At 73.3% G+C, this 23,926-nt stretch carries 20 protein-coding genes; 12 read left to right on the top strand and 8 right to left on the bottom strand.

Annotated elements, in window-relative coordinates:
• Window positions 1–49: 49 nt before the first annotated feature.
• Window positions 50–1,201, bottom strand: coding sequence for a HupE/UreJ family protein (locus ABD352_RS01375; RefSeq protein WP_344610308.1), 1,152 nt, complete (start codon window positions 1,199–1,201; stop codon window positions 50–52).
• 105 nt (window positions 1,202–1,306) lie between these two features.
• On the opposite strand from ABD352_RS01375, the gene ABD352_RS01370 reads away from it, so the two are divergent.
• Window positions 1,307–1,969 carry a type 1 periplasmic-binding domain-containing protein gene (locus ABD352_RS01370; protein WP_344610307.1) on the top strand — a complete coding sequence of 221 codons (663 nt, stop codon included), beginning with the start codon at window positions 1,307–1,309 and terminating at the stop codon, window positions 1,967–1,969.
• Here the strand turns inward: ABD352_RS01370 and ABD352_RS01365 are convergent.
• Both ABD352_RS01365 and ABD352_RS01360 read right to left on the bottom strand, forming a co-directional pair.
• Window positions 1,966–2,361 carry a hypothetical protein gene (locus ABD352_RS01365; protein WP_344610306.1) on the bottom strand — a complete coding sequence of 132 codons (396 nt, stop codon included), beginning with the start codon at window positions 2,359–2,361 and terminating at the stop codon, window positions 1,966–1,968. The two genes, ABD352_RS01370 and ABD352_RS01365, sit on opposite strands and share 4 nt — an antisense overlap.
• A gap of 14 nt (window positions 2,362–2,375) precedes the next feature.
• A complete protein-coding gene (locus ABD352_RS01360; protein ID WP_344610305.1) occupies window positions 2,376–3,272 on the bottom strand; it encodes a ParA family protein in 897 nt (298 codons plus the stop codon).
• A gap of 98 nt (window positions 3,273–3,370) precedes the next feature.
• Between ABD352_RS01360 and ABD352_RS01355 the strand changes: the two genes are divergently transcribed.
• Both ABD352_RS01355 and ABD352_RS01350 read left to right on the top strand, forming a co-directional pair.
• Complete coding sequence (locus ABD352_RS01355) at window positions 3,371–4,300, top strand: sulfotransferase family protein (protein ID WP_344610304.1); 930 nt, start codon at window positions 3,371–3,373, stop codon at window positions 4,298–4,300.
• Window positions 4,297–5,199: a hypothetical protein gene (locus ABD352_RS01350; protein WP_344610303.1), complete on the top strand. Its 903-nt coding sequence runs from the start codon at window positions 4,297–4,299 to the stop codon at window positions 5,197–5,199. The genes ABD352_RS01355 and ABD352_RS01350 overlap by 4 nt, the downstream gene beginning before the upstream one ends.
• On the opposite strand, the gene ABD352_RS01345 is transcribed toward ABD352_RS01350, so the two are convergent.
• Window positions 5,196–6,503, bottom strand: a complete 1,308-nt coding sequence (locus tag ABD352_RS01345) for a TIGR04013 family B12-binding domain/radical SAM domain-containing protein (protein ID WP_344610302.1) — start codon at window positions 6,501–6,503, stop codon at window positions 5,196–5,198. The genes ABD352_RS01350 and ABD352_RS01345 overlap by 4 nt on opposite strands.
• Window positions 6,504–6,541: 38 nt before the next feature.
• Window positions 6,542–8,881 (bottom strand): accessory Sec system translocase SecA2, encoded by a 2,340-nt coding sequence (secA2, locus tag ABD352_RS01340; RefSeq protein WP_344610301.1) that lies wholly within the window; start codon window positions 8,879–8,881, stop codon window positions 6,542–6,544.
• Between the two features lie 134 nt (window positions 8,882–9,015).
• Here secA2 and ABD352_RS01335 point away from each other — a divergent pair, with 134 nt between their 5' ends.
• Window positions 9,016–10,224: an exonuclease domain-containing protein gene (locus tag ABD352_RS01335; RefSeq protein ID WP_344610300.1), complete on the top strand. Its 1,209-nt coding sequence runs from the start codon at window positions 9,016–9,018 to the stop codon at window positions 10,222–10,224.
• Between the two features lies 1 nt (window position 10,225).
• Here the strand turns inward: ABD352_RS01335 and ABD352_RS01330 are convergent, their stop codons facing one another.
• Complete coding sequence (locus tag ABD352_RS01330; protein ID WP_344610299.1) at window positions 10,226–12,430, bottom strand: HelD family protein; 2,205 nt, start codon at window positions 12,428–12,430, stop codon at window positions 10,226–10,228.
• Between the two features lie 143 nt (window positions 12,431–12,573).
• On the opposite strand from ABD352_RS01330, the gene ABD352_RS01325 reads away from it, so the two are divergent.
• The 7 genes from ABD352_RS01325 to ABD352_RS01295 all read left to right on the top strand — a co-directional run bounded on the left by ABD352_RS01325 (window position 12,574) and on the right by ABD352_RS01295 (window position 20,758).
• Window positions 12,574–13,593 (top strand): glycoside hydrolase family 5 protein, encoded by a 1,020-nt coding sequence (locus ABD352_RS01325; RefSeq protein ID WP_344610298.1) that lies wholly within the window; start codon window positions 12,574–12,576, stop codon window positions 13,591–13,593.
• 69 nt (window positions 13,594–13,662) lie between these two features.
• Window positions 13,663–14,847, top strand: a complete 1,185-nt coding sequence (locus ABD352_RS01320; protein ID WP_344610561.1) for a PucR family transcriptional regulator — start codon at window positions 13,663–13,665, stop codon at window positions 14,845–14,847.
• 217 nt (window positions 14,848–15,064) lie between these two features.
• On the top strand, window positions 15,065–16,225 hold the full coding sequence (locus ABD352_RS01315) for an acyltransferase domain-containing protein (protein ID WP_344610297.1): 1,161 nt from the start codon (window positions 15,065–15,067) through the stop codon (window positions 16,223–16,225).
• A complete protein-coding gene (locus tag ABD352_RS01310; RefSeq protein WP_344610296.1) occupies window positions 16,222–17,175 on the top strand; it encodes a beta-ketoacyl-ACP synthase III in 954 nt (317 codons plus the stop codon). Before ABD352_RS01315 ends, ABD352_RS01310 begins: the two co-directional genes overlap by 4 nt.
• 53 nt (window positions 17,176–17,228) lie before the next feature.
• Entirely contained in the window at window positions 17,229–17,474 is a 246-nt protein-coding gene (locus ABD352_RS01305) for an acyl carrier protein (RefSeq protein ID WP_223097536.1), read from the top strand.
• A gap of 70 nt (window positions 17,475–17,544) precedes the next feature.
• A complete protein-coding gene (gene fabF / locus ABD352_RS01300) occupies window positions 17,545–18,759 on the top strand; it encodes a beta-ketoacyl-ACP synthase II (RefSeq protein WP_344610295.1) in 1,215 nt (404 codons plus the stop codon).
• Between the two features lie 583 nt (window positions 18,760–19,342).
• Window positions 19,343–20,758 carry an acyl-CoA carboxylase subunit beta gene (locus ABD352_RS01295; protein WP_344610560.1) on the top strand — a complete coding sequence of 472 codons (1,416 nt, stop codon included), beginning with the start codon at window positions 19,343–19,345 and terminating at the stop codon, window positions 20,756–20,758.
• 139 nt (window positions 20,759–20,897) lie between these two features.
• Here ABD352_RS01295 and ABD352_RS01290 read toward each other — a convergent pair whose 3' ends face one another.
• On the bottom strand, window positions 20,898–22,595 hold the full coding sequence (locus ABD352_RS01290; protein ID WP_425553434.1) for a glycoside hydrolase family 3 protein: 1,698 nt from the start codon (window positions 22,593–22,595) through the stop codon (window positions 20,898–20,900).
• Window positions 22,596–22,824: 229 nt separating this feature from the next.
• Window positions 22,825–23,316, bottom strand: a complete 492-nt coding sequence (locus ABD352_RS01285) for a DUF3145 domain-containing protein (RefSeq protein ID WP_344610293.1) — start codon at window positions 23,314–23,316, stop codon at window positions 22,825–22,827.
• Between the two features lie 253 nt (window positions 23,317–23,569).
• Here ABD352_RS01285 and ABD352_RS01280 point away from each other — a divergent pair, with 253 nt between their 5' ends.
• Window positions 23,570–23,902 (top strand): hypothetical protein, encoded by a 333-nt coding sequence (locus ABD352_RS01280; protein ID WP_344610292.1) that lies wholly within the window; start codon window positions 23,570–23,572, stop codon window positions 23,900–23,902.
• Window positions 23,903–23,926 lie beyond the last annotated feature (24 nt).

Genomic DNA, 23,926 nt, shown 5'->3' with positions numbered 1-23,926 from the left:
CGGCACTCGGTGTCCGGACCGTGAACGGCAGGTGGGCGCCGACTGTTCTCTAGAGCGCCCTTTGGAAGAACCAGATGAGCCCCATGGCCGCGACCCCGGCCGCCACTCCCCCGGTGGTCCAGCGCCCGGCCTTCGGCGCGTGGCGGCGCAGCAGCATCAGCAGCGGGAAGGCGGCGGCGATGATCCCGAGCTGGACGACCTCGATGCCCACGTTGAACACGAGCAGCGACCACAGCAGCGTCCACGACCACGGCTCGTCGATCCCGAGCGCGCCGGCGAACCCGAGCCCGTGCACGAGGCCGAAGCAGAACACCACCGCCAGCCGGATCCAGCCGGCCCGGTCCAGCCCCTTCTCCGGCAGGTCCTGCGCGGGTTTCAGCAGGTGCCAGACGGCCACGACCGCGATCGACAGCGCGATCACCGGCTCGACCAGGTGGGCGGGCGCGTCGACCGCGCCGAGCGCGGCCAGCATGAACGTCACCGAGTGGGCCAGGGTGAAGCTGGTCGCGGCCAGCACGATCTCGCGCAGCCGCCGGGAGCCGGCGATGAGCGCCAGGAGGAACAGGATGTGGTCGATGCCGGTCAGCAGGTGCTCGGCGCCGAGCCGGAAGAACTCCCAGAAGCGCTGGTACCACGCCTGCCCGGTCGAGAACGCGGCGTGCCCGGCGTCGAGGGCGGCGCTGCCGGAGTGCCCGTCGAGGTCGTAGGTGACGATCGTCTTGACGCCCTTGACGTAGCCCTCGGCGTCCGCGAACAGCCCGGCGCGAATCTCGTGCTCGCTCGCGGGCGGGCACGCCCAGTCGAGCGACAGGCCGGCGTACGGCACCCCCTCCTGCCGCCCGATGGTGAAGTCGCCGGCCCTCGACGGGGTGCAGGCCTGCCCGCCGGCGGTGACCTGGAAGCGCTCGGTGACGTAGTGCAGCGCCGCGTCGGCGTGCGCGGCGAGCGCGGCCGCCTGGCCCGCGGCGTCCCCGTCGCGGAAGGCGGCGTCGCCGTCACGGAACAGCTGGTCGTCGCCGTGGGCGTCGGCCGCGGACACCACGAGGAGGTCGTACTCCAGCTCCAGCGCGGTTCGCACGTGCCCCTGCTCGCCGTGGCCGACCGTGACGTACACCGTCGAGGAGAACCCGTGCGCGCCTGCGGGCTGTGGCACCAGCAAGATCGCGACGGCGCCGAGGACGACGAGCCAGCGGAACAACATGGGGCTGCACGTTGCCGGGGTCGGATGAACAGGAGGCGGTGCGCCGACGAACCACCTACGAACACTTTTCCCAGCGGTTGAATGTGTTTTGGGCCAGGCCGCACGATGCTCGCCGTGCGCGCGCTTTCCGTCGTCCTCGTCCTCGCCCTCGCCGCCTGCGGGTCCCCCTCCGCCGGCTGGTCCGCGCCGCGTCCGGCGCCGTCCCCGGTGGGCCGCCTCGACCCGGGCTTCCTGGGTCCGTCGGGCACGCCGAGCCCGGAGGGCACCGTCACGCCCTCGCCGGGGTCATGGGACGGCGTGCACCCCGCCCCCGGCTACCGGGTGGTGCTGCTGACGGCGGGCTCCGACGCGCCGACCCGGGCCCTGGTGGCCGCGGTGCAGGACTGGGCCGCGGCGGAGCACGTGGACCTGCGCACGGTGACCGCCGCCGGCCACGACGACCTGGTGCCGGCCGTCACCAGAGCCCTCGGCCTGCACGGCGACCTGATCGTGACCGCCGGCAACGACCTGGTCGACCCCCTCGCCGTCGTCACCGCCAGTCACCTGGACCAGCCGTTCCTGGTGGTGGGCGCCGAGCTGGCCGAGCCGACCGCGAACGTGACCGCGGTGGACTGGGCGGGCGCGTCGTACCGCGGCGAGGGCCTCGGCATGTCCTCGACCTACGACGAGAGCTCCTTCACCCCCGCCCGCTGCTCGGCCGCGGTCCGGGCCGGCGCCGCGGCCGTGCTGACCGGCCTGACCGGCATCGTGGTCTGGCTGCGCGACTAGCTCAGCGCGGCGCTGTCCAGGCGGCGGCCGGCGGTGGCCTGGGCGATCGCCTCGGTGATCGCGACCTTGGTGGCCTTCGCCGGCAGGGCGACGCCGAGGACCTTGGCCAGCTCGCGCAGCTGCGGCACGGTCAGGCGCAGGTCGCCCAGGTACTGCGTGGCGGCCGGGAGCGTGGCGAGCTGCGCGAGCGTCGACTCGATCTCGCCGACCGGCCGGGAGAGCGCGGCCGCCTTCGCCGGGGCGGCCTTCTTCGCCGGGCGGCCGCCCTTGGGCACCAGCTCCAGCTTGGCCGCGCCGGAGGCCAGGTCGGCCAGCTGGTCGGCCGGGAGGGTCTTCACGAAGGCGGCCACCCGCTGGAGCACCTCGTAGGCAAGGTCGGCCGGGTCGGTCATCGCAGCGTTCTCCCTCAGGGTCGGATGAGCGCCAGCAGCTCGCTGGTGAGCTGCTGTATCTCGTATCGTAGGGTCTCGATCGCGGGGCTGCCCTGGGGCGCCAGGACGGCCGGGATCGAGCGCTGGCCGGCCTCCGTCATGGCCGACTTGTTGTCGCGGATGGTCTGGCGGAACACCGGCATCTCGATCACCGAGGTCGTCTCCACCGAGGTGCGCTGGGTCAGCAGCGGCCCGGACGAGGTGTACTGCACCATCGTGTACACCACACCGAGGATCTCCGGGTTGATCGGCCGTTCGGCCACCTCGTTGTACTCGTCGACCAGCGCCGAGAGGCGGGTGCGGAGCAGGTCGATGCCGAGCGTGGACAGGTAGTCGGCGCGGGCCGGGACGATGATGCCGTCGCTGGCCACCAGGGCCGTGCGGGTGACCAGGTTGAAGTTGGGCGGGCAGTCGACGAGGACGACCTCGTAGCCGGCGAAGTTCTGCTCCGCCAGGGCGTCGGCCAGCAGGCGGTACACCTGCAGGTATCTCGGGCTGCTGCGCTGGAACCGCGAGCCGCCCAGGCCGGCGGCCAGGTCCAGGTCGACGTCGACCAGGCCCAGCTGCGAGGCGACGAGGTGCAGGTGGCCGCCGAGGGGCTGCACGACGGCGTTGACCGCGGGCGGGGCCAGGACGTACTTGAACAGCGGCTCCGGCTCGCGGGTCGCGACGAACGCCTCGAACCAGGAGCGGATGGTCGGCTGCTCGACGAAGTCGGCCGGGCGGTAGAAGGAGTACGTCAGGCTGGCCTGCGGGTCCAGGTCGATCAGGAGGACCTTGCGGCCGCGGGCGGCCAGGTCGGCGCCCAGGTTCGCGGTCACGGTGGTCTTGCCGACGCCGCCCTTGTAGTTGATGACGGAGACCACGGTCATTGCAGCAGCATGCCATCCATCGGTCACGTTTGTCGCCACCGGCCGTCCACGCTAGGCTGATTTCCTATCTTGTCGATAGGGATAGGGGGTACGGCCGAATGCTGCCCGACTTCCTGGTCGCGGGCGTGCCGAAGGCGGGCACGTCCGCGCTGCACGCGGCGCTGGTGCGCCATCCGCAGCTGTTCCTGCCCTCGGTCAAGGAGCCGAAGTTCTTCCTCACCGACGGGCCGCCGCCGCGGCGGGGCGGCCCCGGCGACGTGCAGACCTACCAGGAGCACGTCTGGCGGCGCGCGGACTACGAGGCCCTGTTCGACCCGGCCCCGCCGGGGGCCCTGCTCGGCGAGGCGACCCCGTTCTACCTGCACGATCTCGCCGCCCACGAGCGGATCGCCAAGCTCGTCCCGCACGCGCGGCTGGTCCTGCTGCTGCGCGACCCGGTCGACCGGGCGCACTCGAACTGGTCGCACCTGTGGGGGGCGGGGCTGGAGTCCGAGGCCGACTTCCTGCGGGCGGTCGAGCTCGAGCCCGCCCGCCGGGCGAAGGGCTGGGCCGCGTTCTGGCATTACACGGACCTGGGACGGTACGGCACCCAGCTGCGACACCTGCTGCGGTACTTCCCGCGCGAGCAGATCCTGCTGCTGCGCTATCGGGATCTGCGCGACGATCCCCGCGGTACCGTCGACCGGGTCTGCGGGTTTTTGGGGGTCGCGACGGGTCACGTGGGCGAGATCCCGCCCGAGAACGTGCGGCACTACGTCGCCGACACGCCGGTGAACGCGGGGCTGCGGCTGTTGCTGCGCGGCGGTGGCAGGATCGGTCATCGGTTCCCGGTGCCGGCCCGGCGCGCCTTCAGCCGGCCGCTGCTGGCGCTGCTGCACCGCGGGCACGGCCGCCGGCCGCGGGTCACCCCCGAGCAGCGGGCGGCGCTGCTGCCCAGCTTCGCGGCGGAGATCGAACTGCTGCAGGACGTCTCCGGCGAGTCGTACGCGGACTGGCTCAGCCCGGACCACGCGAGCAACTACCGGTGACGCTTTCGGAGGGCATGTTGATCACGCTGCCGCGCTGGGACGGCGCCCACGTCGTCGTCGAGCCGCCCGCGACCGGGCCGGGCACCTGGGCGGGTGCGCCGAGCGCGCTGCGGGTCGGCGGGGAGGTCTTCCTGGCGTACCGCCTGCGCCGCCCGATCGGCGAGGGCCGCGGCTACGCCAACGTGATCGCCCGCTCGATCGACGGCATCGCGTTCACCACGGTCGCCGAGGTGCACAAGGACCGCTTCGGCGGCGCCTCGCTCGAGCGGCCGGCGCTCGCGGTCACCCCGCAGGGGCGCTGGCGGCTGTACGTCAGCGTGGCCACGCCCGGCACCAAGCACTGGCGGGTCGACCTGCTGGAGGCCGACGAGCCGGAGAAGCTCGGCGAGGCGCCGGCCGTGACCGTCCTGCCCGGCGACGCCACGGCCGGCGTCAAGGACCCGGTCCTGCACTTCGACGGCCGCGGCTGGCACCTGTGGGCCTCGGTCCACCCGCTGGAGTCCGCCGAGCACGCCGACCGGATGAGCACCTGGTACGCCACCAGCCCCGACGGCGTCGCCTGGACCTGGCGCGGCGTGGCCCTGGCCCCGCGCCCCGGCGCCTGGGACGCCCGCGGGGTGCGGGTCAGCGCCGTGGTTCCCACCGGGGGCGGCCTCTCGGTGGCGTACGACGGGCGGGCCACCGCCGAGGAGAACTGGGAGGAGCGCACCGGCACCGCGACCGCGCCGCTGCTGGCCGGCGGCACGTTCGGCCCGATGACCGCGTCGCTCGACCCGCCGACGGGTTCGCCCTTCGCCCCGCACGGCCTGCGCTACCTGACCGCCGTGCCGGGCCGCATCTACTACGAGGCCACGCGGGCCGACGGCGCCCACGAGCTGCGCACCGAGGCGCTCACCTAGTCGTTGGCGGGCTTCAGCGGCAGTAGCGTGCGGCTCTTGCCCGGTCGTGGGTAGGCCTCGGCGGCGGCCGCGAGGCGCTGGGCGTGCTCGCGCTGGCGCTGCCAGTGGCCGTACAGCGCGCCCTGCTGCGACAGCCGGTCGACGGCCCGGATCGTCTCCGGATCGACGTCCCCGGCCGGCGCGTCCCGCCAGGGCGTCCCCGGCAGCGGCATGAACGTGTGCGCGTGGATGCGCGCCCCGAGCCCGGCCAGCTCGCGGGCGAGGCCGAGGGAGGCGTCGACGTCGGCCCGGTCCTCGCCAGGCATCCCGAAGATCATGTCGACGTTGATCCGGAACCCCTCCTCGACCCCGACCCGGACCGCCCGCTTGACCTCCTCGACCCCGTGCCCCCGCTTCGCCGCCTCCAGCACCCGGTCCGACCCCGACTGGGCGCCCACGATGATGTTGTTGTTGCTGCAGTACTTCTTGACGAGCCGCAGCGACTCGCGGGTGATGTGCTCGGGCCGGATCTCGCTGGGGAACGACCCGAAGAAGACCCTCCCGTCCGGCCCGATCCCCTCCTTGCAGGTGGCGAGCAGCTCCTCGACGGCCGCCAGGTCGGGCGACTCGTCCTGGGTGCCGTACGACAGCGCGGTCGGCGTGATGAACCGGATGTCCCGCAGCCCGCGCGCCCGCATCTGGTCCACGTGCCAGCGCACGTTCTCCACGCTGCGGTGCCGGAACCGGGCCGAAAACATGAACGGCGTCTGGCAGAACCGGCAGGCGTAGACGCACCCGCGCGTGATCTCCAGCGCGTTGAACTTGTCCCACTTGAGCGCGAAGCCGGGGAAGTCGTCGAGGGGCCGCTGCCTCGCCTTGCCGGTGCGGATCAGGTCGCCGGCGGCGTCGCGGTAGGCCAGGCCCGTGATGCCCGCCGGGTCGCCCTTGGCGTCGACCAGGCTCAGCAGCGTCGACTCCCCCTCGCCGATGGCCGCCATGTCCCACCCTGCGTCGAGGGTCTGCACGGGCTCCGCGGTGGCGTGCACCCCGCCGGCGAGGTGGGTGACGTTCGGGCCGTCGGCCAGCAGGCGGATCGCGCGCAGCTCCTCGGCAAGGGCGGCGGCGTCCGGCGAGTAGAACGACCACAGCACCAGCACCCGGGTGTCCCCGGCCTCCCGGATGTACTGCGCGGTCTCCTCGACGCTCTCGCCGAAGCGGACCTCGTAGCGCGTGGCGGTCTCGTGCTCGCCGAGCGCGCCCAACAGCACGTGGAAGCCGTACGTGACGGCCTTGCGATAGCGCAGCACGAGGACCAGGTCGTTCATGCCGCGATTTTGCCAGGTAGCGCAGGAGTGCTCGCGCCTCAGGTGTAGGAAATGGCCGGGGGGCTGCCACCGCGCAGCGCTTGCCCGATGAACTCGAAGAACCGGTCGGCCTCGGAGCCGAAGGGGTTGTCGGCGACCATGTAGGTCCAGGTGGATGAGGGGCGTCGCAGGCCGAGGTCGGCGAGGGTGGTGGCGTTCTCGGATGCCGCGTCGAGGGTGTGCCGGGTGGCCGCGACCGCCTTTGCGGCAAGGGCGCGGAAGTCGTCGGTGGCGATGAGGTTGAACTCTTCGAGGGGGTCCTGTCGCCCGAGTACCCGCAGGTGGATGCCCTCGCGGACCTCGGCGAGCAGGTTCAGGTGGCGGGTCCAGGCGCGGTCGAGGTGGTAGAGCACCACCTCGACCGCCAGGCGGCGCCTGTCCGGTCGCGTCCACTTGTGCGGCTCGCCGGAGCCGGCGGGCCAGACGTGGGCCAGGTAGCCGTCGAGAGCGGCCGGGTCGGCGAGGAGTCTTTCGCGGGTGTCGAGGAGGAGCCGCCGGTGCTGATCGGTGGCCGTGTGATAGCGGCGCGTGGTGCGGTGCAGCTGCAGGAGCTTGCCCTCGGCGACACGCTGGGCGTGCCCGTATATCTGGCGGAACCGCTTGTCGCGGACTCGCCCGTCGGGGTCCACCGAGCGCGGGTCATAGCCGATGACCAGGTGCTCGATCACCACATCGTCATCGAGACTGGTGTAGAACACCGAACGGCCCGGGTCGCCCTGCCTGCCCGCCCTGCCGCGAAGTTGATGGTCGAGTCTGGCGCTGTCGTACCGCCCGAGTCCGAGGACGAGCAGTCCGCCCGCCTCGGCGGCCCGCGATACGAGCCGAATGTCGACGCCACGGCCGGCCATCTGCGTGGACACGGTGACCGCTCCGTGCTCCCCGGCGCGGGCGATGATCTCGGCTTCGGCGGCGTCGTTCTTGGCGTTGAGCACGACCGCATCGACACCGCGGCCCGACAGGAGTCCGGCGAAGCGTTCGGAGTCTGCCACGCTCGCCGTGCCGATCAGCACGGGCTGACCGGCCGCATGAGCGGCATGCACCCGGTCGGCCGCGGCCGCGTCGCGCCGCTCGGCGGTCAGATACAGCCGGTCGGGCTCGTCGACGCGGACGCAGGGCCGGTTGGTCGGGACCGTTCCGGTGCGCAGGTTCAGGTCCTCAGCCAGGCGTTCGGATGCCTCCAGCGCGGTGCCGCTCATCCCGGTGATGGCGCGGTAGCCACGGGCCACGGTCTCGACCAGCATCTGGTCGAGCACCTCGGCCTGCGCGGACACCTCGAGGCCTTCCTTGCGCTCGATCGCGGCGTGCAGACCATCGGGCCACCGCTGACGGTCCGCGACCCTTCCGCGGGCGTCGTTGATCAGTCGCACCTGGCCGTCGGCCACGATGTAGTGCACGTCGCGGTCCACGAGTGCGTGCGCGTGCAACGCCACATGCGCCGCCGTCAGTAGCTCCACGTGGTCCTTGGCGTACAGGTCGTCGACGCCGAAGTGTTCCTCCAGCGACCTGATCCCCGCCTCGTTGAACGACACGTTGCGCCGCTCGCCGTCGACCTCGTACTGCACGCCCGCGGTCATCGCGGCGACCACCTCGGCCAGCGACGCTTCTTCCGGCCGTGGGTCGCCGTCCCCGGCGATCACCAACGGGACCATCGCGTCGTCGAGCAGCACCGCGTCGATCTCGTCGATCACCGCCGCGTCCAGGTCCGGCACCAGCCGCTGCCCATCGGCCGACCGTTGCCGGTCCCGGAGCAGATCGAACCCCACCTGGTGCACCGTCGCGTAGACCACGTCGCTGCGGTACGCCGCGCGCCGCTCGGCATGATCCATGCCGTCGACCACCGCCGCGCACGACAGGCCGAACGCCGCGAACAGCGGCGCCCCCGCTCGCGCGTCCCTGCCGGCCAGGTAGTCGTTGGCCGAGAGCACGTGCACCCGCCTGCCCGTCACGGCCAGCCCGGCGGCGACGAGGAACCCCACCAGCGTCTTGCCCTCGCCGGTCTCCATGTCCACCACACGGCCTCGGAGCATGCTCACCGCCGCCAGCAGCTGCACCTCGAACGGCTCCAGCCCCAGCCGGCGCCGCGCGACCTCGCTCGCCACCGCGAGCAATCCCGCCAGGTCGCCGTCATCGGCAAGATCCGCCTTCGCCGTGGACTCGGCGCGCTCGGACAACGCCTCGTCGCCAAGCCCGTGCAGCGCGGCCCGTTCGCTCAGGACGGCCGTGACCAACGGGTCGAACCGGCGCAGGTTCGCCGTCCCCGGCTCCTGCCGGAACCGCCGCACCAGCACAACGGCACGCCGCCACGACGACGGATCACGCAACTGCTCCAGTCGGCCCATCACCCCAGGCTAACGCGCACCATCGATGTGTACGCCCCGATCACGAGAGCCGGAATGGCTCGTGCCGATCGGTACGGCGGACCGCCCGTTCGGGCGTTCCCCGCCGGGAACATTGTCACTATTGTCCGTTCGCTATGTACGCCGTTGTGGACGTCGAGACCACCGGGCTGCGCACGGGGTGGCACGACCGGGTGGTCGAGATCGCGATCGTGCAGGTCGACGCGCGCGGGCGGATCGAGGCGGAGTGGTGCACGCTCGTCAATCCCGGGCGGGACGTCGGGCCGCAGCACATTCACGGAATCACGGCGGCGGAGGCGCGGCGGGCGCCGCGGTTCGAGCAGGTGGCGGGGGCCGTGGCCGGGCTGATGCGCGGGCGGGTGCCGGCCGCGCACAACTGGGCCTTCGACGGGCAGTTCCTCGGGGCGGAGTTCGAGCGGCTCGGGGTCGGGGCGCCGGTGCAGGGCGACGCCGGGCTGTGCACGATGCGGCTGGCCGGGCAGTTCCTGCCGGGCAGCTCGCGCCGGCTCGCGGACTGCTGCGCGGCGGCCGGCATCGCGCTCACGCGGGCGCACTCGGCACTGCACGACGCGCGGGCCGCGGCGCAGCTGCTGGCGTACTTCCTGACGGTGGCCGGGCGGCCGCCGCCGTGGGCGCACCGGCTCGGCGTGGGGGTCTGGCCGACGCTGCCGAACACCGGCGTGGCGCCGGTCGCCCGCCGGGCCGAAGGCGAGGCGGACGAGCACTTCCTGGCCCGGCTCGTCGATCGGCTGCCGCGGGCCAACCGGCCGGATGCCGACGCCTACCTCGAGGTGCTCGACCGGGCCCTGCTGGACCGGCACGTCTCCATGGTGGAGGCCGACGCGCTGGTCGCGATGGCGACGCGGCTCGGCCTGGGGCGGGTCGACGTCGTCGAGCTGCACGAGCACTACTTGCAGGCGCTCGCCGCCGTCGCGGTGGCCGACGGCGTGGTCACCGCGGAGGAGGAGGCGGACCTGCGGACCGTCGCCGGGCTGCTCGGGGTCGTCGACGGGCAGGTGGAGCGGATGCTGCGCACGGCGCGGCACGCGATGAGCCTGGTCGGCGGCGACCACCGGCACGGCCGGCGGTTCCGGCTGGAGGCGGGCGACGTCGTGGTCTTCACCGGGGACATGGGCGAGCCGCGCGAGGCCTGGGAGGGGCGGGCGAGCCGGGCCGGGCTCTCGGTGGGCCGGTCCGTGACCCGCCGGACCCGGCTCCTGGTCGCGGCCGACCCGGACTCGATGTCGGGCAAGGCACGGACGGCCGCCGAGTACGGCATCCCGGTCGTACACCCGGCGGCGTTCCTGCAGATGATCGAAGGCTGATTCAGCCGCGGTGGTGGCGGCCCTTCGGGCGTTCCTTGCCTGAGCGCTCGTCCAGCAGGGCGGCGGTGCGGTGCAGGACCTCGTCCCACATGGCCGGCGGGGCGCCGCCGGCGATCATGGCGGTCAGGTCCTCGGCGAGGCGGTCGAGGAGGGAGAGCTCCACCGTCGGGTCCGGGTCCGGCTCCACGACCTTGCGCTGGCGCGGGATGCGGTCGGCCACGTCCTTGCGCGATTCCAGCGGGAGGGGGTCGCCGCTGGCCACCACGTCCAGGTAGCGGATGGTGCGGGTGAGGGCCACGAAGAGCAGGCGGTGGCCCCTCGGGTCCTCGGCGACGATCTCCTCGGGCTCCACGACGACGACCGCGTCGAACTCCAGGCCCTTGGCCTCCTGGGGGGAGACGAGGTTGATGGCGTGGTCGAGCTCGCCGCCCTGGTCGGCCCGCGCCCACGGCAGGTCGTTGGCGTGCAGGGCGAACTCCAGCTCGGCGCGGCAGGCGGCCGGGCAGACGATGCCCACGAAGCGGTGGGCCTCCAGGTGGTCGCGGGCGATCTGGGTGGCGCGGCCGGCGCGCTCCCCCGGCTCGACGACGTGGATGCCGGGGTCCTCCGGGCCGTCGCGGACGACGCGGGCCGGCTCGACGCCTGGCGCGGCGAGCGGCAGGAGCTGGGCGGCGAGCTCGTAGACCTGGCGGGGGACGCGGTAGCCGTACCGCAGGCCGGCCACCACCACCTGGAGGGTCTTCGGCAGGTGCTCGGTGACCTCCTCCCAGCTGTCGCGGGCCCAGGCGCCGGTGGACTGGGCCAGGTCGCCGACGATGGTCAGGGAGCCGGTGGACGAGCGGCGGCCGATGGCGCGCAGCTGCATCGGGGAGAGGTCCTGGGCCTCGTCGACGACGATGTGCCGGTAGCGCCCGGCGGTGCCGTTGATCTGGTCGTCGAGCTCGTCGAGGAGAGGGCCGTCGGCGGCGCTCCAGACCTGCTCGGACAGGCGGTCGGCGCCGCGGCGGTGGAGCAGGGTCAGCTCCTCGTCGGTGAACTCGCCCGCGGCCGCGGCGGCCAGGCGGTTGCGGGAGCCGAAGAGGGCGCGCAGGAAGGCCGGGGCGCTCTGCAGGGGCCACAGGCGCTCCAGCAGGTTCTCCACCGGCGGGAGGCGCTCGGCCTCCAGGGGGCCGCCACGGTCGCGGACCAGGGTGGCCAGGGCGGTGCGCAGGCGCTGGCGGCGCACCGCGTACGGGCCCGCGCTCTCGCGGGCGGCGGCGACCGCGGCGGCCACCTCGGGGCCGGGCAGGGTCAGGAAGCGGCCGTCGAAGAGCATCCGCTCGGCCGGCTCCGGGGCGCCGATGCGGGCCTCGAGCGCGCGGGACAGCAGGCGGGCCATCCGGGCCTCGCCCTTCAGGCGGCGGACCTCGGGCTCCTCCTGGCGGCCGCGCTGGACCGGCGGGGCCAGCTGGTCGATGTCGACCTGCTCGACCGCGCCGTCGCCGAGGCCGGGCAGGACGGCGCGGATGTAGCGGGTGAAGGCCGGGTGCGGGCCGACGATCAGCACGTCGCGTGGGCGGAGGCGGTCCTGGTGGTTGTACAGCAGCCAGGAGACCCGGTGCAGGGCCACCGCGGTCTTGCCGGTGCCGGGGCCGCCCTCGATGACCAGCAGGTGCTCCAGCGGGAACCGGATGAGCCGGTGCTGGGCGGCCTGGATGGTGGCCACGATGTCGCGCATGCTGCCGGTGCGGCCGCGGTCCAGCTCGCCCAGCAGGGCGGCGTCCGGGCCCTCCAGCACCTCGATGTCCTGGGCGAGCTGCTGGAAGACGAGGTCCTCGAAGTCGAGGATGTGGTTGCCGTCACAGCTGAAGGTGCGCTTGCGGGTCAGGCCGCGGGGGTCCTCGGCGGTCGCCTGGTAGAACAGGTCGCCGACCGGGGTCTTCCAGTTGACCACCAGGACCTGGCGCTGGTCGTCGAGGATGGTCTCGCGGCCGATGTAGTAGCGCTCGTCCGACTCCTGGTCCACCCGCCCGAAGGCGACCTCCTGCTCCGGCGGGGCCAGGTTGTCGCGGCGGCCACGGCGGAAGCCGACCAGCCAGCGGGCGGCGCCGGCGTTGGCGGCGGCGTCGGGGGCCTCGCTCAGTTCGGTGCGCAGCCGTTCCCGATGCTTGCGGGCGAGGTCGAAGTGTTCCTGCTCGGCGGCGATCTCGGCCGACTTGGACTCCACGGCCCTCCCCCTGGACAAACGCAGCGTGCGACTCACGCTACCTTGCGCCAAGCAGGGCGGTCGATCCCCTTGGAGCCGAATCACCCTGATCGCCATCCGGTGGCAAATGGGTGAATGGCGAACACCCGGGTAGCGGCTCACCCATGGTCAGACGGGCAGCGGTCAGGCTGGCGTTTCCGGCGCTCCTGCTGGCGCTGCTCGGTGCGGCGTACGTCACCCCGGCGCGCGCGGGCGCGGCCGAGGGCATCCGGGTGGCGGGCGGGCGGCTGGTCGAGTCCGGCGGGGAGCCGCTGGTGCTGCGCGGGGTCAACCACGGGTACGCCTTCGGGCCCGGACCCGCGTCGGTCTTCGACGACATCCAGGCCGCGGGGGCCAACGCGGTGCGGGTGGCGCTGGCCATCGGGCACGAGTGGCCGGCCACCCGGCCGGCCGCGGTGGCCTCGGTGATCGCGCGCTGCAAGGCGGCACGGTTGATCTGCGTGCTCGACGTGCACGACACGATGGGGTACGGCACCCAGCCCGGCGCGGCCACCATCGGCGAGGCGGTCGACTACTGGCTCACCCTGCGCGACGTGCTGCGCCACCAGGAGGACTACGTGGTGCTCAACATCGCCAACGAGCCGTCCGGGCACGCGGTCGACGCCGACTGGCTGGGCAACACGAAGGCCGCGATCGCCCGGCTGCGGGCGGCCGGGCTGCCGCACGCGCTCATGGTGGACGCGCCGAACTGGGGCAACGACGCCTTCCACGTCATGCACGACCACGCGGCCGAGGTCTTCGCCGCCGACCCGCTGCGCAATGTGGTCTTCGACGTGCACATGTACGGCCCCTTCGACACGGCCGACAAGGTCTCCGGATACCTGGACGCGTTCGTGCAGCAGCGGCTGCCGATCGTGGTCGGCGAGTTCTCGCAGATCCACGAGTACGGCGACCCGGACGAGGACGCGATCATGGCGTACTGCCAGGAGCACGGCCTCGGGTATCTCGGCTGGTCGTGGAGCGGCAACAGCTCGCAGTACAGCTATCTGGATCTCGTCACCGGGTATCACCCGGGCCGGCTCACCCAGTGGGGCCGGCGGCTGATCGACGGGCCCAACGGGCTGCGGGCGACGTCCCGGCCGGCCGCCGTCTACGGACGCCTGTGGCTCGCGGCGGCCCGATGAACCCGTCCATGACAAGCTGTGGTGGTGACCGATCAGCCGCCGAGGCCCGCCGACGCCCCGCCGCCCGCGGTGGACTCGCTGGAGCCGAGCGTGCGGGCGATCGAACGGGCCGCCGGCGCGCTGGCCACGGCCAGCGTGGCCCGGATGGACGAGACGCTGCCGTGGTTCCGGGACCTGCCGGCCGACCAGCGGGCCTGGGTCATGCTGGTCGCCCAGGCCGGGGTGCGCTCGCTGGTGGAGTGGCTGCGGGCCCGGGACAAGGACGGGCCGGCCCCGCCGGACAACTCCGACGAGTTCTTCGACGCCGCGCCCCGGGCGCTGGCCCGCTCGATCAACCTCGGCCAGACGGTGCAGCTGATCCGGGTCACCATAGAGGTCGTCGAGGAGCAGCTGCCGCACCTGGCCGCGCCCGGGCAGGAGACCGGGCTGCGGGAGGCGGTGCTGTACTACAGCCGGGAGGTCGCCTTCGGCGCGGCCCGGGTCTACGCCCGTGCGGCGGAGACCCGCGGTGCCTGGGACGCCCGGCTGCAGGCCCTGCTGGTCGACGCGCTGCTGCGCGGCGACTCCTCCGACGTGCTGGCCAGCCGGGCCGCGGCGCTGGGCTGGGCGGATGCGCCCCCGGTGGCGGTGGCGGTCGGCCGCTCCCCTGGCGGGGAGGCGGCGGCGGTGCTGCACACGGTGTACCGCGCGGCCCGGCGCATCGGGGTGGAGATCCTCGGCGGCGTGCACGGCGACCGGCTGGTGGTGGTGCTCGGTGGGGCGGCCGACCCGATGGCCGCGACCGAGCGGCTGCTGGTCGGCTTCGGCGACGGACCGGTGGTGGTCGGGCCGGCGGTGCCCTCCCTGGACGAGGCGACCGAGTCGGCCCGGGCGGCGCTGGCCGGCTTCCGGGCCGCACCCGCCTGGCCGGCCGCGCCCCGCCCGGTGGCCGCGACCGACCTCCTGCCCGAGCGGGCCCTGGCCGGGGACGCGGAGGCGCGGCGGATCCTGCGCCAGGAGGTCTACGGCGCGCTGGTCCGGGCCGGCGGGGAGCTGCTGGAGACCCTCGACGCCTTCTTCGCCGGGGGCGGGGTGCTGGAAAGCGCGGCGCGGGGGCTGTTCGTGCATCCGAACACCGTGCGGTACCGCCTGCGCCGCATCGGCGAGGTGACGGGATTCACGCCGCTGGTCCCGCGGGACGCCTTCGCGCTGCGCATCGCGCTCACGATCGGGCGGCTCGACCCGCTGGCGCCCTCCGTGCCGCACGTGACGTGATTTCGGGGTTTCGGGTGGTTTCATACCGTTTGCCCCTTATACTGCTTTCGCCACCTCGGCCGGTGACCCATGTGAACAACAGATTGCGGCGGGTAACCGTGCGGACCTGTTGGCACAACACCACGCGATCTTTTGTAGAGTCTCTACAAACGAGGTGGTCCACTTTGGTGTGTAGCGCTACCCGCGCGAGTGTCGGGAATCCGGAAAAGTCATAGACGTGCTCGCTGTACTCGCTCCAGGCCAAGGCTCCCAGAAGCCCGGCTTCCTGACGCCGTGGCTCGCGCTGCCCGGCGCGGAAGCGCGTTTGCGCTGGTGGTCGGCCCTGTCCGGCGTCGACCTGATGCATCTCGGCACCGCCGCCGACGCGGACGAGATCAAGGACACCGCCAAGACCCAGCCGCTGCTCGTGGCGGCCGCCCTGCTGACCGCCGAGCACCTGCCGATGGCCGATGTACCCGTCGTGGCCGGCCACAGTGTCGGCGAGCTGGCCGCCTCGGCGCTGGCCGGCGTGCTCTCCGCCGAGGCCGCGATCACGCTCGCCGGCGTGCGCGGCCGGGAGATGGCCGCCGCCTGCGCGCTCCAGCCCACCGGGATGAGCGCCGTGCTCGGCGGCGACCCGGACGAGGTGATCGCCAAGATCGAGGCGGCGGGGCTGTACCCGGCCAACCGCAACGGCGCCGGCCAGGTCGTCGCCGCCGGTTCGCTCGACGGGCTGGAGAAGCTCGCCGCCGAGCCGCCGGCCAAGGCCCGCATCACCGCGCTGAAGGTGGCCGGGGCGTTCCACACGCCGTTCATGTCCCCGGCCGAGGAGGCCCTGGGCAAGGTCGCGGCCGGCATCGTCACGGGGACGCCGAGCAAGATCCAGCTGTCCAACCTCGACGGCACCGCGGTCGAGGACGGCGCGGTCATGCTGCAGCGCCTGGTCGGGCAGGTCACCGCCCCGGTGCGCTGGGACCTGGTCATGCAGACCCTCGCCGACCTGGGCGTGACCGCGATCGTCGAGCTGGCCCCGGCCGGCACCCTGGCGGGCCTGGCCAAGCGGGCGCTCAAGGGCATCGAGATCGTCACCGTCAACACCCCGGACGACCTGCCGGCCGCGCGCGACGCGATCGCCCGGCACGCCGCCGCGCCGAGCCACGAGCCGCACCCCGAGTTCAGCATCGTCGTGGCCGCGGCGGCCGGCACCTTCGCACCGGCCGCGGACCTCGTCGAGGGCGCGCCGGTCGGCGATGGCCAGGTCATCGGGGCCATCCAGACCCGGCAGGGCCCCGTCGAGGTGGCCGCGCACGGCGCCGGCGTCCTCGTCGAATGGCTCGCCCACCACGACGACCCGGTCGCCCCCGGCCAGGCGCTCGCCCGCATTGGAGGCCAGATATGAGCGCGGTTGCAGGATCGCGGATCCTCGCGTTCGGTCACTACCAGCCGTCGCAGGAGATCACCAACGACGACCTGTCCAAGGTGATCGAGACCAACGACGCGTGGATCCGCGACCGGGTCGGCATCGGGAGCCGCCGCATCGCCGGCGCCGAGTCGGTGGCCGACATGGCGACCGCCGCGGCCGGCAAGGCGCTCGCCGCCTCCGGGCTCACCGCCGCCGACATCGACACGGTCATCGTGGCCACCTGCAGCTCGGTCGACCGGTGCCCGAACGTGGCCACCCGGGTCGCGGCCCGGCTCGGCATCAACGCGCCCGCCGCCTACGACCTCAACACCGCCTGCTCCGGCTTCTGCTACGGCCTGGCCAGCGCCGACCACGCGATCCGGGCCGGCGCCACGCGCAACGCCCTGGTCATCGGCGCGGAGAAGCTCTCCGACGTCGTCGACTGGACCGACCGCACCACCGCCGTGCTCTTCGGCGACGGCGCGGGCGCGGCCGTGGTCACCGGCGTGGCCGAGGGCGAGCGCCCCGGCATCGGCCCGGTGGTGTGGGGCTCGGCCCCGGAGAAGGGCGACGTGCTCAAGATCGAGGGATGGCGGCCGTACATCAAGCAGGAGGGCCAGGCGGTCTTCCGCTGGGCCACGACCGCTATCGCCCCCTACGCCCAGGAGGCCCTCGACCGGGCCGGGGTGCAGGGCAAGGACATCGCCGCGTTCGTCGCCCACCAGGCCAACACCCGCATCATCGACGGGATCGTGAAGCGTCTCGACCTGCCCAACGCCATCGTGCTGAAGGACCTGGTCGAGTCGGGCAACACGTCGGCGGCCAGCATCCCGCTGGCCCTGTCCAAGGCCATCGAGCGGCGCGAGGTCCCCTCCGGCTCGCCCGTGCTGCTCTTCGGTTTCGGCGGCGGCCTGACGTACGCGGGCCAAGTCATTCACTGCCCGTAGCGGTCTGTTCATCTTCTTTCGACGAGCGCGTCAACCCTAGGAAGGAAAGCTCTATGTCCACCCGTGAAGAGATCGCCGAAGGTCTCGCCGAGATCCTCGAAGAGGTCGCTGGGGTCAACCCGGACGACGTCGCCGAGGAGAAGTCGTTCACCGACGACCTCGACGTCGACTCGCTGTCCATGGTCGAGGTCGTCGTGGCGGCCGAGGAGAAGTTCGGCGTGAAGATCCCGGACGACGAGGTGCCGAACCTCAAGACCGTCGGCGACGCCGTCTCGTACATCGAGAAGTCGCAGGCCTGAAAGCCGCCGCCGGGGTCCTGAGCCTGGCTCGGGGCCCCGTCGTCTGGTCCGCCGTAAGGAGAGTTGTGCAGTGAGTGTCGATGTCGTCGTCACCGGTATCGGTGCCACCACGCCGCTGGGCGGGGACGCGCCGTCCACCTGGGACGCCATGCTCGCCGGCAAGTCGGGGGTGTCGCCGCTGCCCGACTGGGCCGCGCCGCTCACCGTGCGCATCGCCGCCCAGCTGGCCGTAGAGCCCACCGAGAAGATCGACCGCGTGCAGTCCCGCCGTCTGGACCGCAGCGAGATGACGGCCATCATCGCCGCCCGCGAGGCCTGGGCCGACGCGGGCGCCCCGGAGGTCGACAAGGACCGCCTCGCGGTCAGCGTCGGCACCGGCATCGGCGGCGCCCAGACGCTGCTCAACCAGGACGACATCCTGGAGGCCAGCGGTCCCCGCAAGGTCTCCCCGCACACCGTGCCGATGCTCATGCCGAATGGGCCGGCCGCCTGGGTCGGGCTGGAGCTCGGCGCCCGGGCCGGCGTGCACTGCGTGGCCAGCGCCTGCGCCACCGGCGCCGAGGCGATCGCCCACGCCCTCGACCTGATCCGGCTCGGCCGCGCCGACGTGGTCGTCGCCGGCGGGACCGAGGCCGTCATCCACCCCCTGCCGATCGCCGGCTTCGCGTCGATGCGCGCCATGTCGGTGCGCAACGACGACCCCGAGCGCGCCTCCCGCCCGTGGGACAAGGCCCGCGACGGGTTCGTGCTCGGCGAGGGCGCCGGCGTCATCGTGCTGGAGCGGGCCGAGCACGCCCGGGCCCGCGGCGCGCGCGTGTACGCCCGCCTCGCCGGCGCCGGCATCAGCTCGGACGGCTACGACATCGTCCAGCCGCACCCGGAGGGCGACGGCGCGGTGCGGGCGATCGAGTTCGCCCTGCGCGACGCCGGCATCGCCAAGTCGGACATCATGCACGTCAACGCACACGCGACCTCGACGCCGGTCGGCGACCTGGCCGAGATCAAGGCGCTGCACCGGGCGCTCGGCGACCACGCGGTCCTGACGTCGACCAAGTCGATGACCGGGCACCTGCTCGGCGCGGCCGGCGCGGTGGAGTCGATCGCGACGATCCTGGCGGTGTACCACGGGGTCGTGCCGCCGACGATCAACCTGGACGACCCGGACGACGAGCTCGACCTCGACGTGGCGGCGCACAAGGCGCGGCACCTCGAGATCCCGGCGGCGCTGAACAACTCGTTCGGCTTCGGCGGGCACAACGCGGCGCTGGTCTTCGCCCGCGCCTGATCGCATCCGCGCCGCGCCGGGCGCCCGGGGTCACCTGGGCGCCCGGCGCGGCTGCGTTGGCGACGCCGCGACCGGCCCGACGAACCCGGCCATGGGACCGGCAGCCTCCGGGATGCCCGCGCAACTGCTCCGCGGCTCGCAACTGACCCCGCCACGTGGCCAGCATCTTCGCGAGCCCGGCGCCGCCGCCCATCGCCACGAGCCCGGCACCCCAGCCCACCACCGCGAGCCCGGCACCGCCGCGAGTCCCGCTTCTCCCGGCGTGCTGCCTTTCCGGCGTGCTGCCCGACGCCGCACCCGACCTGCCGCTGCGGCCCATGCACCTCACCCACGTGCCTTACGCGCCGCCGTGAAGCGGCTCTCCAAGCTGTCCGGAACTCCCTGTCGCTTTGGGATTGCCCGATTGGTGCCTGCCTATCTGAAATCTCATGGTTTAGACGCTGTCAGGGTATAAATCGGATAAGTCGTGGCGCGGCAGCGCCCGACTTATCTGTACAAAACGCCGTTTGACCCGCTGGGCGCGGCGGCGTCGGGAACGCTCTAGCTGCCGAGTGCTCGAAAGGAACTGGAGCCGATCGTGACGATGACGTCCGTTGCCGGGCTCGTGGCCGAGGACGCCGCGAGTGTTGATGTCCGTGATCCGCAGGGACGTCTCCGGGCGCTGTTCGATCCGGGGACGCTTCGGCTCATCGGGGGGCGGGACGACTCCGGGGTGCTGGCCGGGCGCGGTGAGGTCGGCGGGGTGCGGGTCGTCGCGTTCGCCACGGATGCCACGCGCATGGGCGGGGCGCTGGGCGAGGCCGGGTGCCGGCGGGTCGTCGAGGCTATCGACACGGCGGTGCTCGAGCAGGCGCCGGTCGTCGGGGTGTGGCACTCCGGTGGGGCGCGGCTGGCCGAGGGGGTCGTCGCGCTCGACGCCGTCGGGCAGGTCTTCGCGGCCATGGTGCGGGCGTCCGGGCGGGTGCCGCAGATCTCCGTGGTGCTCGGGCCGGCGGCGGGGGGTGCCGCGTACGGGCCGGCGCTGACCGACGTCGTCATCATGAGCGAGCAGGGGCGGATCTTCGTCACCGGGCCCGAGGTGGTGCGCAGCGTCACCGGCGAGCAGGTGGACATGGCGCGGCTCGGCGGGCCGGAGCCGCACGGGCGGCGCTCCGGGGTCGTGCACGTGACGACCAAGGACGACGCGGCGGCGCTCGGGGTCGCCCGGGAGCTGGCGCAGCTGCTGGGGCGGCCGGGGCGGATCGCGGCCGGGGACGTGGCCGACGCCGACCTCGGGGCGCTGCTGCCGGCCGAGGCCAACCGGGCGTACGACGTGAAGCCCCTCGTCCGGGCGCTGCTCGACGGGCCCGGGGTGGAGCTGCACGCCAAGTGGGCGCCGAACGTGGTGACCACGCTGGGGCGCCTCGGCGGGCGGACGGTCGGCGTGGTGGCGAACAACCCGCTGCGCCTGGGCGGGTGCCTCGACGCGGCGAGCGCCGAGAAGGCCGCGCGGTTCGTGCGGACCTGCGACGCCTTCGGGGTGCCGCTCGTCGTGGTGGTGGACGTGCCCGGGTACCTGCCGGGGCTCGGGCAGGAGTGGGACGGCGTGGTGCGCCGCGGGGCGAAGCTGCTGCACGCGTTCGCCGAGGCGGTGGTACCGCGGGTCACGCTCGTCACCCGCAAGGCCTACGGCGGGGCGTACATCGCCATGAACTCGCGCTCGCTCGGCGCCACGGCGGTCTTCGCGTGGCCCGGCGCCGAGGTGGCGGTCATGGGGCCGAGCGCCGCGGTGAACGTGTTGCACCGCAAGAAGCTGGCCGCGGCGGCGCCCGAGGAGCGGGAGGCGCTGCGGGCCCGGCTCGTGGCCGCGCAGGTCGAGGAGGCCGGCGGGGTCGGGCGGGCGCTGGAGATCGGGGTGGTGGACGCCGTGGTGGAGCCCGCGGACACCCGCAGCCGGCTGGCCGCCGCGCTGGCGGCGGCGCCCGCCGGGCGGGGTGCGCACGGGAACATCCCGCTGTAGGTCTTGGCACGACGGCGCTGGCAGGGAGGCCCGCGGGGCCTCCCGTTCGCCCAGTCTGGCTCGATGAGGCTTCGCTCTGATCGACCCAGACCAGGCGCTGACGGCAGCGACGGACCCTTGGTTGTGCGGACCGGAGTCCCTACGCTTTTGCACACGCCGAAGGCGGGAGCCCTTGTACCGGGACGGGCGCGCGGCCCGGCGCCCTGGCCTTGCCGGTGAGCACATCGGCGAGCGCCGACATCGACACGCGCGAGGACGAGTAGGTCGCGACGAGGGTGCTCTTGGCCGAGGCGAGCACGTACGGGGTGTCGAGGGCGACCGTGACGGCGGCGGTCTGGGACAGGTCGGCGGAGCCGCGGCCGTAGCCGATCAGCCGGACCTCCGAGCCACCCTGGGTCACCACCTCGGCCCCGGCCTGGCGCAGGGCGTCCTCGAGCAGGCCGCGGGCGGTGTCGGCGCCGGCCGCGGTGACCCGGATCGGGCCGGTGACCAGGGGGGCGTCGCACGGGCCGCGCAGGACGGTGATCGCGGCGGCGGCCACGGCCCGGGCGGCGCTGCGGCCGGACTCACTGTCCACGACGGACATTTGCGGCCGCGGTACCTCGGCCAGCCTCAGCTTCAGCGCGAGGATCCTCGTCGCCGACTCGACCAGGCGCTGCTTGGTGATCCGGCCCGAGCGCACGGCGTCGAGCAGGCCCTTGTAGGCCGCCGAGAGGTTGGGCGGCATGAGCAGGATGTCGTTGCCGGCCAGCACCGCGCGGACCGCGGCCTCCCCCGGCGACCACTGCTCGGCCGGCGTCATGTTCAGCGCGTCGGTGACGACCACGCCCGTGTAGCCGAGCCTGGTGCGCAGCAGGTCGACGAGGACCTTGCTGGAGAAGGAGGCCGGGACGCCCGGGTCGATCGCCTTCACGTCGAGGTGCCCGGACATGACCAGGCCGACGCCGGCGTCCCGGGCCGCGGCGAACGGGGGCAGGTCGCCCGCCTGCAGGCTGTCGAGGTTCTGACTCAGCACGGGCAGGCTGCTGTGGCTGTCGCTGGTGGTGTGGCCGTGGCCCGGGAAATGCTTGACGCTCGCCGCCACGCCGGCCGCCTGCAGGCCCCGCACGGCCGCGGCGACCTGGGCCGACACCTTGGCCGGGTCGCTGCCGTAGGAGCGCGAGCCGATCACCCCGCCGGGCTGGGTGCCCAGCACGTCGGCGTCGGGGGCGAAGTCGACGTTGATGCCGATGGCGGCCAGCTCCGTGCCGGCCGCCTTCCAGGCCGCCTCGGTGATCGCCGGGTCGCCGGCCGCCCCGAAGGCCAGGGCGCCGGGTAGCTGGACCATGCCCTCGCGGATGCGGGTGACCTGGCCGTACTCCTGGTCGGTGCCGATGAGCAGTGGCAGCCGGGCCGGCTGGCTGAGGGCCGCCAGTTGCAGGCCGGCGGTGAGCTTGGCCACCTGGGCCGGTGACTCGACGTTGGTGGTCTTGTTGGTGCCCGCGGTCGGGTCGTCGGCGCTGGTGGAGACGAGAATCAGACCGCCCAGGTGGTACTTCTTGACGATCTCGGCCGGGGTCGCGGCGCCCGCGTAGTTGCGGTTGGCGGTGGCCGAGCCCGAGGAGACCTTGTCGGCGGCGTTGCCGTAGGCGTAGGGCATCAGCAGTTGGCCGATGAGCTCCTCGTCGGAGAGCCGGGCGGCGATCTCGGCCGCCTGGACGCCCGGGACCAGGGCCGAGACCGGGGGGCTCGACTGTGCGTCGGCGGACTCGGCGGTCCCCTCGGAGCAGGCGCCCGCGAGGAGGGCGAGGGCTACGAACGGCGGCAGGAGGCGGGCGGGACTCGGCACGCCCGCCACTCAATCACGCACGCGCAACCTGGGCCTGTTTCATCACTGAGGCGGGGCTGCGGCGGGCCCAGATTCCTCGCCCAGGCCGGCCCGGCGCGCTGCGCCTGGCCGGCCCGCCCAGGGCGCTGGCGGCGTCCCGCGGAAGCCCGGTTACAACACCGGTAGCCTGGCTCCCGCGGACCACCACCAGACGAAATCTGGACTCCGCCTCGCTCCAACCCCAGTGATGCAACAGGCCCTAGCCCACGCGGGTGAGGAGGGTGAGCGGGACCCCGTCGCCGGCGTGGCGGTAGGGCTCCAGCTCCGCGTCCCAGGGCGCGCCGAGCGCCTTCTCCAGGGTGTGTGCCAGCGTGTCGTAGCCACGGGCGCCGGCCACGAGGGTGCGCAGCCGGTCCTCGGACAGCACGATGTCGCCGTTGGCGCTCGTCGAGCCGCGGAACAGTCCCCGCCCGGGCACGTGCATGAAGCGCTCGCCGTCGACGCCGGGGCTGGGCTCCTCGGTGACCTCGAAGCGGATCATGGGCCACTGGCGCAGCGCGGCCGCGAGCTCGCCGCCCGTGCCGGTCGCGCCGGTCCACGAGCACCGGGCCCGGCGGGCCGAAGGCTCGACAGGCTGCACCGACCACTCGAGGCGGACCGGCGTGCCGAGGACGCGCGCGATCGCCCACTCCACGTGCGACGAAACGGCGAGCGGGGTCGAGTGAACGTATATGACGCCACGCGTGGGCACGTAAGACCTCCTGGAGACCGAGGTGCGTCTTCCCCTACGACCTCGTGCTCCGCTGGGTCATGCCTCGCGGCGGCGTGACTGTTGGGACCAATGATGACGATGTTGCCCTCAGCGCGCCAGAGAAACGGCTACACCGGCCCGCCAATTTGTCCAACGGATGAGCTTCCGGGAGGTAACTCGCTTTTTTCGGGTGGTCTCACCAGCTGTTACACTTCCTTGTCTTCCGTACGAGCCTCGACAAGGAGTTCCCGCCGTGGCGAGCAACACCTCAAAGACCGCGCGGGCCTCAGTCCGCGCCGGTCAGGCCGGTGCATCCGGTGCCCTCAGCGTGCTGGGCGAGTTCAAGTACCTCATCCCGCTGAACAAGGGCAAGCACGTCTACGTGCGCAACCTGACCAATGGCAAGACCGTGCACCTCAGCACCACCTCGGACGCCTTCATCGAGGAGATCCGGGTGCTGGCCGGCGCCGGTCACGCCACCAAGATCCGCGCGGAGCTGCAGGCGCTGGCCACCGCGACCCCGGCCGACGGCTGGGACGCGACCGAGAAGCGCCTCGTCGACGCGGGTGTGTTCGAGGCTGCCTGAGCCCTCGCTTCACGGACGCCGCCG

The organism is Dactylosporangium salmoneum, assembly GCF_039532525.1.
Classification (GTDB): Bacteria; Actinomycetota; Actinomycetes; order Mycobacteriales; family Micromonosporaceae; genus Dactylosporangium; species Dactylosporangium salmoneum.
This window is presented reverse-complemented; position numbering and strand designations above follow the sequence as displayed.

What these genes read in the sequence shown, in the direction of transcription:
- ABD352_RS01375 (WP_344610308.1), bottom strand. Translation starts at nt 1,201, where the DNA reads ATGTTGTTCCGCTGGCTCGTCGTCCTCGGCGCCGTCGCGATCTTGCTG.
- ABD352_RS01370 (WP_344610307.1), top strand. Translation starts at nt 1,307, where the DNA reads ATGCTCGCCGTGCGCGCGCTTTCCGTCGTCCTCGTCCTCGCCCTCGCC.
- ABD352_RS01365 (WP_344610306.1), bottom strand. Translation starts at nt 2,361, where the DNA reads ATGACCGACCCGGCCGACCTTGCCTACGAGGTGCTCCAGCGGGTGGCC.
- ABD352_RS01360 (WP_344610305.1), bottom strand. Translation starts at nt 3,272, where the DNA reads ATGACCGTGGTCTCCGTCATCAACTACAAGGGCGGCGTCGGCAAGACC.
- ABD352_RS01355 (WP_344610304.1), top strand. Translation starts at nt 3,371, where the DNA reads ATGCTGCCCGACTTCCTGGTCGCGGGCGTGCCGAAGGCGGGCACGTCC.
- ABD352_RS01345 (WP_344610302.1), bottom strand. Translation starts at nt 6,503, where the DNA reads ATGAACGACCTGGTCCTCGTGCTGCGCTATCGCAAGGCCGTCACGTAC.
- secA2 (WP_344610301.1), bottom strand. Translation starts at nt 8,881, where the DNA reads ATGGGCCGACTGGAGCAGTTGCGTGATCCGTCGTCGTGGCGGCGTGCC.
- ABD352_RS01335 (WP_344610300.1), top strand. Translation starts at nt 9,016, where the DNA reads ATGTACGCCGTTGTGGACGTCGAGACCACCGGGCTGCGCACGGGGTGG.
- ABD352_RS01325 (WP_344610298.1), top strand. Translation starts at nt 12,574, where the DNA reads ATGGTCAGACGGGCAGCGGTCAGGCTGGCGTTTCCGGCGCTCCTGCTG.
- ABD352_RS01310 (WP_344610296.1), top strand. Translation starts at nt 16,222, where the DNA reads ATGAGCGCGGTTGCAGGATCGCGGATCCTCGCGTTCGGTCACTACCAG.
- ABD352_RS01305 (WP_223097536.1), top strand. Translation starts at nt 17,229, where the DNA reads ATGTCCACCCGTGAAGAGATCGCCGAAGGTCTCGCCGAGATCCTCGAA.
- ABD352_RS01295 (WP_344610560.1), top strand. Translation starts at nt 19,343, where the DNA reads ATGACGTCCGTTGCCGGGCTCGTGGCCGAGGACGCCGCGAGTGTTGAT.